The 18440-nt window shown below is 41.3% G+C and carries 13 protein-coding genes; 8 read left to right on the forward strand and 5 right to left on the reverse strand.

Annotation, left to right across the window (positions count from 1 at the left end; genetic code table 11):
* Positions 1 to 14 precede the first annotated feature (14 nt).
* The 3 genes from E2K93_RS16735 to nhaA all read left to right on the forward strand — a co-directional run bounded on the left by E2K93_RS16735 (position 15) and on the right by nhaA (position 5258).
* On the forward strand, positions 15 to 2408 hold the full coding sequence (locus E2K93_RS16735; RefSeq protein ID WP_135440186.1) for a DNA polymerase II: 2394 nt from the start codon (positions 15 to 17) through the stop codon (positions 2406 to 2408).
* Between the two features lie 232 nt (positions 2409 to 2640).
* Positions 2641 to 3819 carry a cystathionine beta-lyase gene (locus E2K93_RS16740; RefSeq protein WP_135440187.1) on the forward strand — a complete coding sequence of 393 codons (1179 nt, stop codon included), beginning with the start codon at positions 2641 to 2643 and terminating at the stop codon, positions 3817 to 3819.
* Positions 3820 to 4037: 218 nt separating this feature from the next.
* On the forward strand, positions 4038 to 5258 hold the full coding sequence (gene nhaA, locus E2K93_RS16745) for a Na+/H+ antiporter NhaA (RefSeq protein WP_135440188.1): 1221 nt from the start codon (positions 4038 to 4040) through the stop codon (positions 5256 to 5258).
* Positions 5259 to 5489: 231 nt separating this feature from the next.
* Here nhaA and cadR read toward each other — a convergent pair whose 3' ends face one another.
* The gene (gene cadR, locus E2K93_RS16750; protein ID WP_135440189.1) at positions 5490 to 5879 is read right to left on the reverse strand and encodes a Cd(II)/Pb(II)-responsive transcriptional regulator; all 390 of its coding nucleotides are present in this window, start codon (positions 5877 to 5879) and stop codon (positions 5490 to 5492) included.
* A 78-nt stretch (positions 5880 to 5957) separates the two neighbouring features.
* On the opposite strand from cadR, the gene E2K93_RS16755 reads away from it, so the two are divergent.
* The 5 genes from E2K93_RS16755 to E2K93_RS16780 all read left to right on the forward strand — a co-directional run bounded on the left by E2K93_RS16755 (position 5958) and on the right by E2K93_RS16780 (position 13234).
* Complete coding sequence (locus tag E2K93_RS16755) at positions 5958 to 6617, forward strand: cation transporter (RefSeq protein ID WP_135440190.1); 660 nt, start codon at positions 5958 to 5960, stop codon at positions 6615 to 6617.
* Between the two features lie 10 nt (positions 6618 to 6627).
* Positions 6628 to 7344, forward strand: a complete 717-nt coding sequence (locus E2K93_RS16760; RefSeq protein ID WP_135440191.1) for a transglutaminase-like domain-containing protein — start codon at positions 6628 to 6630, stop codon at positions 7342 to 7344.
* A gap of 1 nt (position 7345) precedes the next feature.
* The gene (locus E2K93_RS16765; protein ID WP_135440192.1) at positions 7346 to 8245 is read left to right on the forward strand and encodes a cation diffusion facilitator family transporter; all 900 of its coding nucleotides are present in this window, start codon (positions 7346 to 7348) and stop codon (positions 8243 to 8245) included.
* Between the two features lie 487 nt (positions 8246 to 8732).
* Complete coding sequence (locus tag E2K93_RS16775) at positions 8733 to 10022, forward strand: efflux RND transporter periplasmic adaptor subunit (protein ID WP_135440194.1); 1290 nt, start codon at positions 8733 to 8735, stop codon at positions 10020 to 10022.
* 11 nt (positions 10023 to 10033) lie between these two features.
* Positions 10034 to 13234 carry an efflux RND transporter permease subunit gene (locus E2K93_RS16780; RefSeq protein ID WP_135440195.1) on the forward strand — a complete coding sequence of 1067 codons (3201 nt, stop codon included), beginning with the start codon at positions 10034 to 10036 and terminating at the stop codon, positions 13232 to 13234.
* Positions 13235 to 13459: 225 nt separating this feature from the next.
* On the opposite strand, the gene E2K93_RS16785 is transcribed toward E2K93_RS16780, so the two are convergent.
* The 4 genes from E2K93_RS16785 to deoC all read right to left on the reverse strand — a co-directional run bounded on the left by E2K93_RS16785 (position 13460) and on the right by deoC (position 18438).
* Positions 13460 to 15178 (reverse strand): IS1 family transposase, encoded by a 1719-nt coding sequence (locus E2K93_RS16785; protein WP_135440196.1) that lies wholly within the window; start codon positions 15176 to 15178, stop codon positions 13460 to 13462.
* 187 nt (positions 15179 to 15365) lie between these two features.
* Positions 15366 to 16673, reverse strand: a complete 1308-nt coding sequence (locus tag E2K93_RS16790) for an alkaline phosphatase (RefSeq protein WP_228445382.1) — start codon at positions 16671 to 16673, stop codon at positions 15366 to 15368.
* A 309-nt stretch (positions 16674 to 16982) separates the two neighbouring features.
* A complete protein-coding gene (locus tag E2K93_RS16795) occupies positions 16983 to 17567 on the reverse strand; it encodes a thymidine kinase (protein ID WP_135440198.1) in 585 nt (194 codons plus the stop codon).
* A gap of 103 nt (positions 17568 to 17670) precedes the next feature.
* A complete protein-coding gene (gene deoC, locus E2K93_RS16800; RefSeq protein ID WP_135440199.1) occupies positions 17671 to 18438 on the reverse strand; it encodes a deoxyribose-phosphate aldolase in 768 nt (255 codons plus the stop codon).
* Between the last annotated feature and the right edge of the window lie 2 nt (positions 18439 to 18440).

Genomic DNA, 18440 nt, shown 5'->3' on the forward strand with positions numbered 1-18440 from the left:
ATTACACCTAAATAATGGCAAACACAATCAAAAAAGGATTTGTTCTCACCCGTCAAAGTCGTGATGTGGCGAGAATGATGCAGTTGACCTATTGGTTACAGACCGAAGATGGCCCGGTTAAGTTAACCGTCGACGGTGAAAAAGCCATTTTCTTTGTTGAAACCACAAGCGTTGAGAGCGCTAAAACCTACCTAAAACAAGCTGGTATCAACTTTCTTAGTAAACATCTATCGTTAAAGTCCTTTGCCGGTGAGACCGTTGCGGGCTTTTATTTTAGCTCCATAGCGGCGTTTTATCGTGCACGAGAAGTGCTCAATGATGCTGGCATTAAATGCTACGAAGACGACGTACGTCCTGAAGATCGTTTTATCATGGAACGATTTATTAATGGTGCGTGTGAATTCACCGGTAATTTCAGTCACGCCCATGGGTTTTTGCATGCCGCTAACGCGCAAGTGCGCAGTTGTGAGTTTACGCCAAACTTGCGAATGTTGTCGGTAGACATCGAGTGTTCCTTTGATGGCGAGCTATATTCTATTGGCGCCTATGGTGAAAGCGCGGATGGTTCGGTGATAAAAAAAGTGCTGATGATTGGCGAACCAGAACAAGACAGCGACGATTACATCGAATGGATCGATGATGAATACGAATTGCTAATGCGCTTTATCGGTTTTATTAATGACGTCGATCCGGATGTGCTTATTGGTTGGAATGTCATAAATTTTGATTTTAAGTTATTGCAAAAACGATGTGATCTAAACAATATAAAATTTGCCATAGGCCGAGATGGCAGCAATCCTCATTGGCGTAAAAATCGACAATCTCAAGAACAGCATTTTATCGATATTGCTGGGCGAGTGGTTATCGATGGTATCGATATGCTGCGCTCGGCAACCTATAGTTTTCCAAGCTTTGCCCTAGAAAACGTCGCACAAACATTATTGGGAATCGGCAAAGATATTGACGATGTTGATAATCGAGCTGCAGAAATCACTCGAAAGTTTCTCTACCAAAAACAACAACTCGCCAGTTACAACCTCGAAGATTGCCGCTTGGTGTGGCTGATTTTTGAGAAAACCCAATTGCTTGATTACGCCATTTTACGTACCCAGCTAACGGGTCTTGAACTGGATCGAATTGGCGGCAGTGTTGCCGCATTCACTAATTTGTACTTGCCTAGGTTACATCGAGCAGGGTATGTCGCGCCAAACATGGGGGATGGCCGCAGTGATTTGGTATCCCCAGGCGGTTTCGTCATGGACTCGACGCCGGGTCTGTACCAAAACGTCTTGGTACTTGATTTTAAAAGCCTATACCCAAGCATTATCCGCACCTTTAACATTGACCCTATGGGCATGGTTGAAGGTATTAGCGATCACCTGAAAGGTCTGGATGAGCAGGTTATTCCCGGCTTTGATGGTGCGTGGTTTTCACGAGAGAAACATTTTTTACCTGACATTATTACCTCGTTATGGAAAGAGCGTGATAAGGCAAAAGCGCAAAACAACGCGCCACTATCTCAGGCCATTAAGATCATCATGAATAGCTTTTATGGTGTCTTGGGCTCCAATGGTTGTCGCTTTTTCGATCCTCGTTTATCAGGGGCGATTACTAAGCGTTCCCATGAGCTATTAAATTTAACCAAAGACTGGATCGAAGAACTGGATTATCGGGTTATATATGGTGATACCGATTCGATTTTTGTCAGTATTGGTGACGATAAAGACGACCAACAAAGTCAGCAAATTGGCAAAGAGATGATGCATTTAATCAATGACAAAATGCAACACCATCTGCGTCAAGCGTTCCACATTGAATCATCGCTAGAAATTGAATTTGAAACCCATTTTCACACCTTCCTAATGCCAACGGTACGAGGTCAGGATATTGGTACTAAAAAACGCTATGCTGGCCTTGTGGGTAGAGATGAACAAGAAAAGCTTATTTTTAAAGGCTTAGAGAGCGTACGCACCGATTGGACCCAATTGGCAAAAGACTTTCAGCGGACTTTGTATCTTAAGGTTTTTAAGGGCGAGCCTGTTGAAGAGTACATTCGAGATATTGTCGAACGAACCTTAGCAGGGGAGTTTGATGACAAATTAGTGTATCGAAAGCGCATTAGACGACAGTTAGAGCAATACCAAAAAAATGTCCCTCCACATGTTAGAGCGGCAAGAGACGCGGATCAACAAAACCAACAACAAGGCAAACCGTTGCGCTATCAACAACGTACCTGGATTGAATATGTCTATACCAAAGAAGGGCCACAGGCATTGGAATACTTACGCAGTAAAATAGACTATCCGTTGTACATTGAACGTCAATTGGGCGCGGTTGCCGATGGCATTCTACCGTTTATTGGTAAACACTTTAGCAATATCATCGACGATCAAATGCAGTTGTTTTAAAAATATCTGCCATTTATGACTGACATGGTATACCATGTTTAGATGGCTAGATTGCTAAAACCTATAGCGTTGGTACTAACACGTACAGTGTAAGTCGAGCATACAAGCCATTATAAACGTTCGATAAATAACGTTTTTGCTTAGCAAGTACCGTTAACAGCTTGGCTGATTATGCAAATCAGTAAAACAAGCAAAGTCAGTAGTGCAACGAATAAACACAAGTAACAAGCATATGAAAAAAGATACTAAAATCGTTAATGCCGGTCGCAAGTCAAAATGGACCCAAGGTATGGTAAACCCGCCGGTATACCGTGCCTCTACAATCGTATTTGATTCCGTTAAAGAGATGAAACATGCGGCACTAAACCGAGCCAAACAAGTGCCGTTTTATGGCCGTCGTGGCACGCCAACAACCTTCGCCTTTGCTGATGCAATGACGGAGTTAGAAGGTGGCGCAGGTTGTTATGTCTACCCTTGTGGCACCGCGGCGATTACCAGTGCGATTTTATCTTTTGTTAAAAGTGGCGATCATATTTTAATGGTCGATACCGCTTATGAACCGACCCGTGATTTTTGTAGCAAAACGCTGGCTCGTATTGGCGTTGAGGTTACTTATTATGATCCGATGATTGGCCGTGATATTGGCGATTTAATTCAAGACAATACCAGTATTGTATTTTTAGAATCGCCGGGTTCACTAACCATGGAAGTACAAGACGTACCGGGTATATGTCAGGTAGCGCATCAAAAGAACGAAGACATTGTGGTCATGCTTGATAATACTTGGGCCTCACCAATACACTTCCAGCCGTTTGAATACGGCGTTGATGTGTCTGTACAAGCTGCAACCAAATATGTGGTCGGTCATTCGGACTGTATGTTGGGAACAGCCACGGCTAATGAAAAATGTTGGCCTGTGCTGCGAGAAAACTCGTATTTATTGGGCCAATGTGCATCACCGGATGACATATATTTAGCCATGCGCGGTATTCGTACATTGGGTGTGCGATTAAATCAGCATCAACAGGCGTCATTAAAAGTAGCATCATGGTTGCAGACTCGCCCAGAAGTTGAAACCGTGTTGCACCCAGCCTTAGATTCATGCCCAGGGCATGAGCATTTTAAACGTGACTTTGTTGGTGGTAATGGATTGTTTTCCTTTGTCTTGAAACAGTCTAATCCACAGGCGTTAAATGCGATGTTAGACGGCATGCATCATTTTAAAATGGGGTTTTCGTGGGGCGGCTATGAAAGCTTGATTTTAGCTAATTCGAATATTAAATCGATGCGCACAGCGACCAATTGGCCGTACAGTACACCATTAGTTCGTTTGCATATTGGTTTAGAAGATGTCGAAGACTTAATTGCTGATTTAGACGCCGGATTTAGTCGATTAAACGCACAACTTTAATGTTGTCTGGCAATATCACCTTGAAAATTTGGCATTCATCGGATTTTCTCCTACATTCAACGCTAAACAGGGAACCGATTCTTTAAGCCACTATCTAATGCATGATTTGCGTTAATTCACGTTATTCCCTTTGATAAGGTCCTGACAACGCAAAGCTTTTGATTTTTAAAGCAGGATCTTTTATAAAGCCATAGTCAGTTCTAGATTACAGGAGTTCTATGAAAACTGAACAAAACTTTATCGGCAGCTTTTTCAAGCTAGAATCCGCCGGTGGTATTATTTTGATGATGGCGGCCGTGTTGGCAATGATTTGCGCCAATACGTCGTTATCTGTGTATTATGATTTAATCCTCGACACCCCGGTCGAAGTCAGAGTAGGGCCACTTGAAGTGGCTAAACCATTATTGCTGTGGATCAACGATGGCTTAATGGCGATATTCTTTTTCTTGGTCGGTCTTGAGCTAAAACGAGAGCTCATAGAAGGCGAATTAAAAGAACGTAAAAATATTATATTACCTGGTGTTGGCGCAATAGGTGGTATGTTAGTTCCTGCGCTGGTTTATGTGTATTTTAATTACCAAGATCCAGTCAATATCAAAGGTTGGGCGATCCCAGCAGCAACGGATATTGCCTTTGCTTTAGGTGTATTAACATTACTCGGCTCGCGTGTTCCGGCTACAGTTAAGATTTTCCTTACTTCATTAGCCATTTTTGATGACATCGGCGCGATTATTATTATCGCTTGTTTCTATACCGATGATATCTCGTTTACCTCATTAGTGATCGTCGCGGTTTGCGTACCAATATTATGGCTTTTGAACCATCGCAAAGTGGAGGCACGCAGTTTGTATTTGATGATCGGTGTTGTGATGTGGGTTGCGATGTTGAAGTCCGGTGTACATGCGACGTTAGCGGGTGTGTTAGTGGCGTTATTTATCCCATTAAAATCTCAAACTGACCCTGACTTTTCTCCTCTGAAATCGTTAGAACATGATTTGCATTCCGTCGTGGCATTCTTTGTGTTGCCTGTATTTGCGTTTGCTAATGCCGGTTTAAACTTATCAGGGGTATCGGCGGAAGATGTGTTGCACCCGGTACCTATGGGTATTGCTATGGGATTATTAATCGGTAAGCAGGTCGGGGTCTTTGGCATGTGTTATCTTGCGGTCAAGATGAAATTAACCGAATTACCAAAAGGCATGAATTTCAAAACGTTATACGGTACAGCGGCATTGTGTGGTATTGGTTTCACCATGAGTTTGTTTATCGGTTCTTTGACGTTCGAAGCCACCGATATGGACAAACTGTTTGATGAGCGATTAGGTATTGTTGTTGGCTCGTTGCTATCTGGCATCATTGGCTATCTTATTTTATCGTATTCGTTAAAGAAGCCTGATGCTGATGCAGATGTTAATGCCGTAACTGGGGCAAAAAGCTAAGCTGTTTTACACCACATTAAAAATAAAAAGGCGGGATTATCCCAAGCTATTGACCTTTCGTGTGCATATTTTTGATGCATCAAGGAAAAGGTGAATATTAACATAAAGGGCTATGAATAGTTTATTCATAGCCCTTTATTTGTATGGCTGCTTAGTGCCAAAATTAGCCCTTGGGTCAAGACTCAAATATTAAAGGATTTTTGATTAAAGCAGACGTTGGGGTCTATCTATTTAACTATCCAATGATTTAATAATACCGCAGGCTTCTATAATACTTCCAGAAGCACAAGAGCTTGCCATATTTTGCAGATCTTTTTTGAGAGCCTTTAACTCTCGCATTCGTTGGTTTACTAATTCTAGTTGTTGATCAATCAACGCATTTACACTTGCGCAACTCTCTTCAGGTCTATTTTTTAATTCAATTAGGCGCTTAATATCTGACAGTGCTATGTCTAAGCTACGACAGTGTTTTACGAACTCTAGTTCTTTTAAGGAATTGTTATCATATACCCTGAAATTCCCTTCAGAGCGCCCAGGAGAAGAGAGTAAGCCTTCTTTTTCGTAGTACCTAATTGTTTGTACTGAACATCCCGATGTTTTCGATAACTCGCCTATTTTCATAAAAGCACTCCACAAACTTGACCCTATAGTTACTATAGGGTTTATAGTTATGTCATACAAGTTATTTGGAGTTTAAAAATGAGTGGATGTGGCTGTGAAGTAGAGTTAAAAGATAACCAACAAAAAACGGTTCTCTATTGGTTATTGGCGATCAATGCAATAATGTTTGTATTTGAAATTGGTTTTGGTTGGATATCCGAGTCAACGGCATTGATCGCTGACTCGTTAGATATGTTAGCGGATGCTATTGTGTACGCGATAGCCCTTTACGCAGTTGGAAAATCAATTAAACACAAAGCAAACGCAGCCTTAGTAAGTGGTTATTGTCAACTCGCATTAGGTGTTCTAATTCTCCTAGATATCGGTAGAAGACTCTACGGTGAGAGTGAGCCACACTCTTGGTTTATGATTAGCATAGGAATGGTTGCTTTAGTCGCTAACGTTATATGTCTTATTCTTATTCGCAAGCACAACAATGACGACGTGCACATGCGAGCAAGCTGGATTTTCTCTGCAAATGACGTAATTGCGAACCTCGGCGTTATCATCGCAGGTGTATTAGTTATGACGCTTGAGCAACGATGGCCTGATATCGTTATTGGTAGCATAATTTCTGTTTTAATTCTTCGTGGCGCTTACCTAATATTGACTGATGCGAAACAGGAATTAAGAACAATTCAAAAACCTGACGAAATACTTAGCGAAGATAAGCAATCAACTTCCTGTTGTTCTAAATAAGGAGGTTAGTTTGAGTGAACAATATTTACAAAGTACAGCCATAGTCAATTTTGAACATAAGGCCATTCAAGCTCTCGTTTCAAAGCGTCAGTGGCTAAAGCTCGATGAGTACAATAAAATTGGTGCCGCTTATCAGTTTGTCAAAGATGAAATTTTGTTTGGCTATAATGAAAGCGATGATATCCCCGCTAGTGATGTGTTGAAAGACGGTTACGGCCAATGCAACACTAAAGGTAACTTGCTAATGGCATTATTACGAGGTTTAGGTATCAAATGTCGTTTCCATGGCTTTACAATTGAGCAGCAATTACAAAAAGGCGCGATTCCAACTTATGTATTTTGGCTAGCACCTAAATACATCATTCATAGTTGGGTCGAAGTTTATTTCGAAGGACGTTGGATAAACTTAGAGGGCTTTATATTGGATGAGCAATACTTGACCGCAATACAGCAGAAATTTAACCAAGAAAAAGAAGGTTTCTGTGGTTTTGGAGTAGCAACAAAGTGCTTTTCATCACCAGGTACAAGTTGGCGTGGAGAGGATACGTACATTCAAAAGGAAGGCATCCATGACGACTTCGGGCTTTATGATTCCCCAGATAAATTCTATCTTGAAAAAGGCACAAATTTATCGGGAGTGAAACGATGGCTCTATCAACGTATTATTCGACACTTAATCAACAGGAATGTTGCCATGTTAAGAAATAAAAGAGTAACGGAAGCATAACATGCACAACCACAATCACAGTCACAGTCATGAGCATGCAAAAGACGACCGAATTGGTTGGGCTTTTTTCCTGAATGTTTCATTTACAATCATTGAATTTATTGGTGGTTTTTTAACTAACAGTACGGCCATTATGGCTGATGCAGTGCACGACCTTGGTGACAGCATCTCTATAGGATTTGCATGGATACTAAGTCGTTTTTCTGATAAAAAAGCGTCCGATAATTTCAGTTATGGCTACCGCCGCTTATCTCTGTTTGGCGCATTCGTTAATAGTATTGTGTTGGTTGCGGGCTCAATTTGGATTTTATTTGAGGCCATCCCAAGATTATCTAATCCAGTGATGCCTATGGCTGAAGGTATGCTAGGGCTTGCGTTACTTGGCGTTGCTGTTAATGGGTATGCGGTAGTTAAACTTAAAGCTGGAAAGACACTAAATGAAAAGGTGCTTACATGGCACCTACTTGAAGATGTACTCGGTTGGGTTGCCGTACTTATTGTTTCTGTTGTATTACTTTTTGTTGAACTGCCTATATTGGACCCGTTACTGTCTATATGGTTTACACTTTTCATACTGTTCAATGTGATCAAAAACCTTAAATCAACGATTGTGCTGTTTCTCCAAGCATCGCCAGATCAAGAGCAACAAAAAAGTATTGAAAAAGTATTGATGAGGCTTCCAAATATCCAAGGGGTTCATCATTTGCATTTTTGGTCATTGGATGGAGAGAGTCACGTATTAACAGCGCATTTAGAGTTAGTGCAGGCCAGCGACGTAGACGATTTAATCGTATTGAAACGAAAAGTGGCTGAAGCTCTTTCTATATACAACTTATCTCATACGACAATTGAGTTTGAGTTTCCTACAGAAGCCTGTCGTGACGAGCGTAATCATGACTAGATCACATAAGCCCATTTTGTTAAACTCGCTATTCTTGTTCTTGTAGGTTGTTACTTTGAATTTCACTGTTGCTTTAAAGATACTCTTAGTTGTTTCGATTGTTTTACAATCGTTTACTACAGTTGTGTCTGCAACTTCTCAATCCCACCAAGTAGATGTCGAACACCTTCAGACTCAGCATGATCATCAAGACGACCTAAATACCTTTAATGACAATACGCGTGATGAGCACCATGATGTAAATGATTGCCATCACTGCGGTCATTGCAGTGGCACTCATATGTCTTGGATATTAGTTAACAATTTAATCAGCGATATCAAGCTGTACAACTTTAATCAACCTCCTTATCAGTTTAGCCAAACTGACGAGATTTTAAGCATAATACTTCGCCCACCCATCTCTTAATTTATTTGATTTGTAAAATCTAGCTATCCCTAATGCGGATAAATAGATTGCCGTTATTAATTAATAATTTAAGAGTTTCAAATGTATACATATTTAAAAAATGCAGGTTTAGCCCTGTCTCTGAGCTTCGCTGCTTTTTATTCAAACGCATCGAATGGCACGGACAAAATCATTTCATCGACCGACCACCAAATAAATAGAGAGCACGAAGAACATAGAGAGCACGAAGAACATAGTGAGCACGAAGAACATAGTGAGCACGAAGAACATAGTGAGCACGAAGAACATAGTGAGCACGAAGAACATAGTGAGCACGACCAAGTTGATGATCATGAAGTGCAGGAAGAGCAAGCGGAGCACGAGGAAGGTATAACACTTAGCCCTAAGAAGATGTCACTTGCCAACATAAAGGTAGAAAGCTTAGAAGCCAAGGTTCACTACAGAACCGTATATGCGCCAGGAGAAATAAAGGCTAACGGTTATAGCAGTTATGTCGTTTCTCCTCGCACAGAATCAGTGATCATTAACCGACACGCAACCCTTGGGGAACATGTAGAAAAAGGTCAAAAATTAGTCACCCTTTTCAGTGAAGCTATGGCTCAAGCTCAAGCTGATTACTTGATTGCCGCAACAGAGTGGCTGCGCGTAAAAAAACTCGGCAATAAAACTGTCAGTGAAAGTGTCATGCTTAGATCTGAAACTACATACAACGCCGCGTATGGAAAGCTTATCGCGTTAGGATTAACAGAGGAATCTATAAAGAGCATTTCCAATCAAGACATCAAAGCGTTTGGGCAGTATACATTAATCGCCGAGATAGCGGGTGTGGTGCTCCTAGATAGCTTTGTTCAAGGACAACGTGTTGACGCTGGAGATACCGTGATGTTATTGGCAGATGAGAAGCAATTATGGGTTGAAGCTAAAATATCACCCAACAAAGAACTTAATCTATCAATTAACTCTCCAGCAGTCGTAATGCTTGAAGAGGAAAAATACAACGCCAAGGTTATCCAAGAAGCTCATACGATAGATTCAAAAACTCGTACCCGTATTATCAGGCTCGCTGTAGAAAATACGGACGACAAACTCCATTCAGGTATGTTTGTGAAAGTTCACTTTCTATTTGCAACCGAGCAGAAAGTATTGGCTGTACCAGAAGATGCATTAATTCGTAGTGCTGATGGGGATTGGACGGTATTTGTTGAAGATCACCCTGGGGAGTTTACAGCCGCTGAAGTAGAATTAGGCCGTTCTTTGGGTGACTTTCGAGAAATTAAAGGTATAGAAACGGGTACACGCATTGTTACTAAAGGCGCATTTTTCGTAGCTTCTGAAATTGCAAAAGGCGGATTTGATCCGCATAACCATTAAAGGAGCTAACTATGTTTAATAGAATAATTGATTGGTCGGTTAATAATCGATTGCTGATATTAATTGCGTTATTTGCCACTATCGTTAGCGCTATAATGGTGATACCGAAATTAAATTTAGATGCATTTCCTGATGTAACCAATGTTCAAGTAGCAGTGAATACCGAAGCACCTGGGCTTGCAGCGGTAGAGGTTGAGCAGCTTATTACTTACCCAATAGAAGCTGTAATGTATGCTATGCCTGATGTTGAGCAAGTGCGTTCAATTTCAAAAACAGGCTTGTCAGGGGTCACGGTAGTCTTTAAAGAAGGTACTGATATTTATTTTGCGAGGCAACTCGTTTTTGAACGTCTTCAGGAAGCAAAAGAGTTAATACCTCAAGGCGTAGGTACTCCTGAAATGGGGCCGAATACATCTGGCTTGGGGCAGGTTTTTCAATATTTACTTATTTCAGATGATGATACTGAATATGATTCAATGGCGCTAAGGAGCTTAAACGATTGGATTGTTAAATTACTGATCATGCCCGTTGATGGCGTTACTGATGTTTTATCGTTTGGAGGCCATGTAAGGCAATACCAAGTTAATGTCGACCCATCCAAACTTTTGGCATATGACCTAACGCAAGAAGACATCGTTAATGCCCTCGATAGTAATAATGCCAATGTTGGTGGTTGGTATATGAATCGAGGTCAAGAGCAGCTCGTTATTAGAGGTACTGGCTGGTTTGAAAGTGGCGAAGCTGGCATTGCTAATATCAAACAAGTACCAGTAAAAACAGTTGGCGGTGCCGTAGTAACGGTATCTGATATTGCCAAGGTAAATATGGGCAGTGATATTCGTCAAGGCGCAGTCACTATGACCCAGAAAACAGCCGACGGAAAGACCAAACAACTCGGTGAAGTAGTCTCTGGTATCGTGTTAAAACGTATGGGCTCGAATACCAAAGCGACCATTGACGGCATCAATGCACGAATTCCATTGATCAACCAAGCTTTACCTAAAGGTGTCCGTTTCGAACCTTTTTATGATCAGGCTGACTTAATCGACAAAGCGGTAAATACGGTTGTTGATGCATTAACACTAGCATTTATTTTTATTTGTATTGTACTTGCTCTGTTCTTAATGAATTTACGTGCAACATTTCTAGTTTTGATCTCAATTCCAATTTCTATCGCTATTGCTTTGATGATCATGGCTTGGTTGGGAATTTCTGCCAACCTTATGTCACTAGGAGGAATAGCTGTAGCCATAGGTATGCTTGTAGATGGTTCAGTAGTTATGGTTGAAAATATGTTCAAGCACTTAAATCAACCTGATCCTACGCATTCAAAAAATGTTAAAAATCAACTGCAAAATGTATCTGCCGATCCTCATGCCGCAGAATTGGATGATCATGGTATTAGGTTACGGCTTAAACAAGCGGGTAAAGAAGTTGCTCGTCCAGTCTTCTTTGCAGCCTCGATTATTCTGGTTGTATTCATGCCGCTGTTTAGCTTTGAAGGGGTAGAAGCTAAACTGTTTCAACCAATGGCTGTAAGTATTATTTTAGCTGTAGTATCAGCAATCATTGTTGCGTTGTTTATCGTACCAGCGTTAGCAACATATATGTTCAAGTCTGGTGTTAAAGAAAGAGAGAGTTTTGTTCTAAAACCTTTAGATCTTCTCTATAAAAAAACGCTCAAATTTGCATTAGTGCGTACTAAGTTGATTATTACAACATCGTTACTGTTGGTTGCGTCAGCCGTTGCTATTGTTCCATATATTGGCACGGAGTTCGTTCCCGAGTTAGAGGAAGGGACAATTAATTTAAGGGTTACACTGGCACCGTCTTCTAGCTTAGATACAGCTTTAACAGTTGGACCAATTTTAGAAGAAAAGTTAATGGCATTTCCCGAAGTAACTTACGCGTTAAGCCGAATTGGTCGCGCTGAAATCGGTGGTGATCCAGAGCCAGTAAATAACATTGAGATATATATTGGCTTGAAACCTGTATCTGAATGGACAAGCGCCTCTGATCGATATGAACTACAAGATAAGATGGAAAGATCATTGGAAGAGTTTCCTGGCCTGTTGCTTAACTTTTCACAGCCTATAGCGACTCGCGTTGATGAGCTTTTATCTGGTGTAAAGGCTCAATTGGCAATAAAACTGTTTGGTCCTGAACTCGATGTACTTGCGGCTAAAGGGCAAGAAATTGAAAACGCGATAAAAGGTGTCGATGGTGCTAGAGATGTCGCCCTTGAACAAATTGCTGGGGAAGCACAATTGGTCGTAAAACCAGATAGACAAGAATTATCACGTTTTGGGCTTTCAGTGGGGGACATAATGGCCATTGTACGTGATGGTATCGGTGGTGTTAGTGCTGGGCAAATAATCAATGGCAATGAACGATATGATATTTATGTGCGCATTGAAGAACAATATCGACGCAATAAAGAAGCGATTGCAGATATTCGTATTCAGTCACCAACAGGTGCTTGGGTTCGTTTAGGCGATGTTGCATCAGTTTCGTATGAATCTGGCCCACCACAAGTTAGACGAGACGATGTACAAAGGCGGGTGGTAATTCAAGCTAATGTCCAAAACCGTGATATGGGTAGTGTGGTGGCTGATATTAGAGAAGTCATAGCTGATAAAGTTGACTTACCGTCGGGGTACTCTATTGCAATTGGTGGACAGTTTGAAAGCCAACAACGTGCTCAAAATAAATTAGCTATTATTGTACCTTTATCATTAGCTTTAATAGCTCTGCTACTTTATTTTGCTTTTGGCTCTGTAGGTCAAGCAATGCTTATTTTAGTAAATGTGCCACTTGCCGCAATCGGTGGTGTATTTTCTCTGTACTTGTCAGGGCAATATTTATCTGTACCAAGTTCGGTAGGTTTTATTACTTTATTTGGTGTAGCTGTTTTAAACGGCGTTGTGATGGTAGAAAGCATCAATCAACGCGTTAGAGATGGTCTAGACGCTTCTAAAGCAATATTTGAAGGTGCAACCTCAAGATTGAGACCTGTGCTAATGACTGCCATCACTTCGGCATTAGGGTTAATTCCGATGTTAATGTCAAATGGTGTTGGGGCAGAAATACAGCGACCTCTAGCGAGTGTTATCGTTGGTGGATTGGTAACAGCAACACTTTTAACATTATTTGTATTGCCTGTACTGTATAAATGGTTCTCTAAGAAAAAAATAGAAGAACTATCTAGATAAAATAAATTGAACAAGAGCTTTAACCCCACACTAAACTTGCGTTTGTGTGGGGTTATTGATTTCTTATATACCCTAGAACAAACTCCAAGATTAAAGGCAAAAGCAACGACTGCTTTGTAGAAATAATATATTTAAAATTATTTACGCTGAATGTTCGCTAATCGCTCAAAGCGGAAGTTAATCAACCGCTTACATTACTCCATCCTAATGATTTGTAGGTTATTGTCAATTGGTTGGTTTGGTTGAAGGATAAAGAATCTTCCTTATTTCAACAGGCCCTTTAGCTAGCCCTAATCTCTGGGCAGGTGTTTTACCGTCTTTGCCTGTAAGGCAAAAGTTGAAATACACTCTAAGTATTTGAAGCATCTTATTGACCATTGATGGGTTATAAGGCTGCTTACCTCCCCAAACACGCCCCGCATTAGAAGACGATTGAATCGGACGCTCTAACAAGGATAGCCGCCGTCTAACAATTTGAAAAAAGTTATCTATTGGCTGAAGTGTTGAGCGCAGTAGTAGATTTATTTGTTCCTCAACGTCCATAAAGTTTGTGTCAGTAATGAAGGATACCCACTTATTGGCTTCGTTAATCTTATGAATATCCACTGGATGCCAAACAAATGGATACTTATCCTGATGTATTGAATCATTGAGGCCATTCAACGCAATCGCCCGTAGCGCATCGTTTCTATTGTTGGCAACACCAGTTTCAATAATTTCGTCGATCAGAGTTTCGGTTTCGTTAACTAAATTTCGGCGCTCGTCTACAGTTAGAGACTTATCAATCTTCACATACATCGCATGACACTTCCCATCAGAAATCTGATTCGCAAAGGCTAGGCAGCACGCTCGGTTAATGCCCGAGTCTTGGTCTAAATGAAACGTTATGTCCTCACAGTGGCCTATAAGCTCTTCTAATAGCTTAAAATGAGCCAACATCGTGAATTCTGAACGAACTTGGGTTCCGGTATCTGGTAATTGTCTATTTTTACTTACTACAAACCTGTCGTCTTCGTCTAATTCCAATTCTTTTGTATTCGCATTTTTCTTGTCATCGAAATAGTCTCTTAATGTCCAGATTCTTGCGAAATGGCGGTTGTGCATTTTAAGTCTGCTATCTTGGTTATATTCTGGTGAGGTAGATACAGCCTCAAGATCCACAGTATCGTCGTAATTAACATTCATTCCAAATACATACCTGCTAACTTTGTCTGCGGTTCCGACACCAGATAAAACAACATTTCTTTTATCTTTACGTCGTGTCCAATTGACGTTGTATTCCTGGCGGTCTGTAGATAATTGCAACTTATTCAAAGGTAATTTTTTAAGCCTTTCTTCTCTTTCATTTAGAAATGAGATGCTTCTCTCGTAGAACATATCAATCTTTTTGTATATAGCCTTTCCAGAAAGAGATGTAAGCTCCATAGCTCTATTTAGTGCTGTCTGATTGACAAGGAGCTTAAATAGGAATTCATTTTTAAACGTCTTATTTTCGGGGTGATTTTTTCTCTTTTCTGAACCAACGGTGAAAGTTTTGTTGCAGCCCAGACATTCGTAACGCTGATGCCCTTTACTTGTTTTTCCGCGTTTCCTATATGTTTTCTTCTTGTTTATAGGTAGGCCGTAATTTACACAATCGACTTGGCTACACCCTTTGCCGTCTTGACGAATAATTTTTTGGTTGATGTCTAAATGACGAAACCTTAACATTTCATCTACTAAGGCCTGATTACTTTTAACAGACACATGCTTTCCGCAAGCTTTACAGCGAATAGCTGATGTAAACTTACCAATACCTGTGACTATATAGTTTTGATCCTTACCAGTTGGTATGGCAGGCACATTGAAATTTTCGCATTCAGGGTCTGTGCAGCAGTTTACATTCACCCCTTCTACATCCCATGGAACCCTTGGGTTTATTTGCTGGCCAGATATTTGTCCCAATAAAAAATCCTACACATACTGTTTTTATGTACAGTATATATAGGATCTTTAAATTTTCAACTAACTTTCATGCACACGAAAGGTCAATAGCTTGGGATTATCCCGCCTTTTTTTGTGTGTTGTTGTACCGTGGTAAGTGCAGTGATGTGACACGCTCTCTATAACAAAAGAGGACGTTTTAAAATAGCTACTTTTTACCGAGTAACGTAAATATTTTATCGGCAATGTCCGTGTTATCCTGATGACCAATGAAGTTTTCTGCGCCATTTCCGAAGGCGTATACGGGGACATCAAGACCGGTATGGCCTGTACTCGTCCAACCGGTGCCAGTTTTTAAGTCTATGATTTCTTTAATAAAACCATAGTAACGCGTAACCAGTTTTTCGTTGGTTTTTGTTTTACTTAGCTGCTTTTCTAGCGCTTCTTGCTGATTTTCCAGACGCAAGGTAACAAAATGACTTTGCTCAGAATCAGACAGCTTAAATCCGAGCGATGATGAAAGCGCATCGATGCTTAGTTCATCACTTGCCAATTGTTTTGCTAAGGCCAAAGGCGACTTGCTGAGTTTGTTGATGACTTTAGGTTGCCAGTTATACTTGCCGCTACTGCCGATGCTCATACCGCCGGTATTGTGATCAGCCGTTAGCACCACTAGGGTGTTCGGGTGTTCAGCAACATAGGCGTGTAAATACTCCATCGTCATTGCCAGATCATGCATTTCACCCATCGCATAAGCCATATCATTGGCATGTCCGCCCCAATCAACCTGAGACGCCTCGACTAACAAAAAGTAGCCATTGCTATTGTCTAAAGCTTTTACCGCCGCTTTGGTCATCTGTGTTAATGGGTTTTGATAATTCAGGTCGACATTATTATCAATCGCGACAGGTGCGAATAAACCCAATAATTTATCACCTGATTGCACTTTGTTGAGCTGCGTAAAGTCGCTGAGGTATTGATAACCTTGTTCGCTAAACTCAGCAATTAAGTTGCGGTCTTCACGCTGAAAGTAACTTACACCACCACCTAACATAACATCCGCTTTCAGTTCACCGTCGATGGTGGAGTCAAGATAGTCATCGGCGATGGCATTATAATTTCTACGGCTTTCATTTTTTGCGATGTACGATGCAGGGGTTGCATGAACAATTTGTGAGGTAACAGCAATGCCGGTGCGTTTGCCACGTTGCTTAGCGTACTCTAGTACGGTTAACTGCGGCTTTAGATGCACATCTACACCAATGGCACCATTGTAGGTTTTAACACCTGTAGCGAGCGCTGTGGCGCTGGCTGCTGAATCCGTGACATAACTGTTTGCTGGCGTGTGTTGGCCATCAATGGCTTGATTTTTGGCGTAGCTAGACGGTGTGGTACTCGAACTGCCAACTAAGACTTTATCAAAGATGGTGGATTCAACCTTGGCAGTATTGGCATCGTCTTGCCAAAATCGATAGGCACTGGGATACACTGGGCCCATCCCATCGGCAACGATCATAATGATATTTTTTGGTAAAGGGGGAGTATCTGTTTTTGTTTGTTGTTTGGCCTGTGTTGATGCAGTCGCGACGCAAAGGGCTAAGCCAGATAATAGGTATTTCAACTTGCTTTACTCATCTTTATCTAATCTGAAGAGCCATGATGTTAGCACAAAGAATTGGCTATTCATAAACCCTAACTCTAAGCACTAGAATCTCATCAGTTAGCGCTTTACTTAGCTCTTAACTTAGCTCTTAACTTAGCGCTTAAGCTAGCCCTTAATCTAGCCGTTAAGTGAGCCCTTAGGTAAACCAGTTAGAGCCTGGTTTTACGTTTTATCCCAAACCGCGGCTTTAAAATGTTTACGACAAACAGATTCATACATGTCATTGCCACCAATTTGTACTTGTGAACCGCTGGTAACCGGTTTGCCTTGCTCATTAAAGCGGATAATGAAGTTTGCCTTACGGCCACAATGGCATACGGTTTTTAACTCAATGAGCTTGTCGGCCCAGGCCATTAATGCCGCACTGCCGCTAAAGGTTTGACCAAGAAAGTCGGTGCGAATGCCATAGGCAAGCACCGGAATGCCCAAATAATCAACGACATCGGTCAGTTGTTTGACTTGCTCTTCACTTAAAAATTGTGATTCATCGATCAATATGCAATCGATAGTCTCTGCGGCTAACAGTTGATTGATTTCCTGGTATAGATTGCTGTCTTTATTAAATTGGCGTGCATCACTGCTTAATCCGATACGAGAGGTTACTTTGCCTTGGCCAAAACGATCATCAAGTTGTGCGGTGAATATCACCGTTTTCATACCGCGTTCAAGATAATTGTATGATGACTGCAGTAACGACGTTGATTTTCCGGCGTTCATTGCTGAGTAGTAAAAATATAATTGTGCCATAGTGGATATCTGGATTCTTTAGCTGAATTGATGAGTCAAGTATAGAAAAGCCCGCATCTGCGGGCTTTGATTTAAATCGAATAGGGATTAACAAGCGGTATGATTAGTAGCCGCTACTTTTTTTCACTTCACCGTGGCCCAGTGTTGCGAGTAAGTTACCAAGCAAGCCACTTGCACCAAAGCGGAACTTGGCCGGAGACAACCAGTCATCGCCTAGGATCTCCCGTGCCATATCCAAATAGTGTTTCGCATCTTCGGTTGTGCGCACACCACCAGCGGGTTTAAAACCAACGTTTTTATCCATGTCACGAATGACTTCCATCATGATACGAGCCGACTCTGGGGTAGCATTAACCGCAACTTTACCGGTTGATGTTTTAATAAAATCAGCACCCGCTTTAATTGAGATCTCACTCGCTTTACGAATCAACTCTTCGGTTTTCAGTTCACCGGTTTCAATGATAACTTTTAACTGTACGCTGTCTGGTAATGCTTGTTTACAGGCTTTAACCAAATCAAAACCGATTTGTTCATTACCCGCCATTAACGCCCGGTAAGGGAATACCACATCGACTTCATCGGCACCGTATTCCACCGATGCCTTGGTTTCAGCGACGGCTATATCGACATCGTCATTTCCGTGCGGAAAGTTAGTGACAGTGGCAATCTTGATGCCGGTGCCAGCCAAACGCTTTTTCGCTGCGGGAATAAAACGAGGATAAATACAAATGGCCGCAGTGTTACCACCAGGCGAGCTGGCTTGATCGCAAAGTTTAGCGACAATTTCATCGGTGTCGGTATCATTAAGCGTCGTCAAATCCATATAACTGATGGCTTCTTTCGCGACGGCTTGTAAATCTTGTTCAGTCATAA

The organism is Thalassotalea sp. HSM 43 (genome assembly GCF_004752005.1).
GTDB lineage: Bacteria > Pseudomonadota > Gammaproteobacteria > Enterobacterales > Alteromonadaceae > Thalassotalea_A.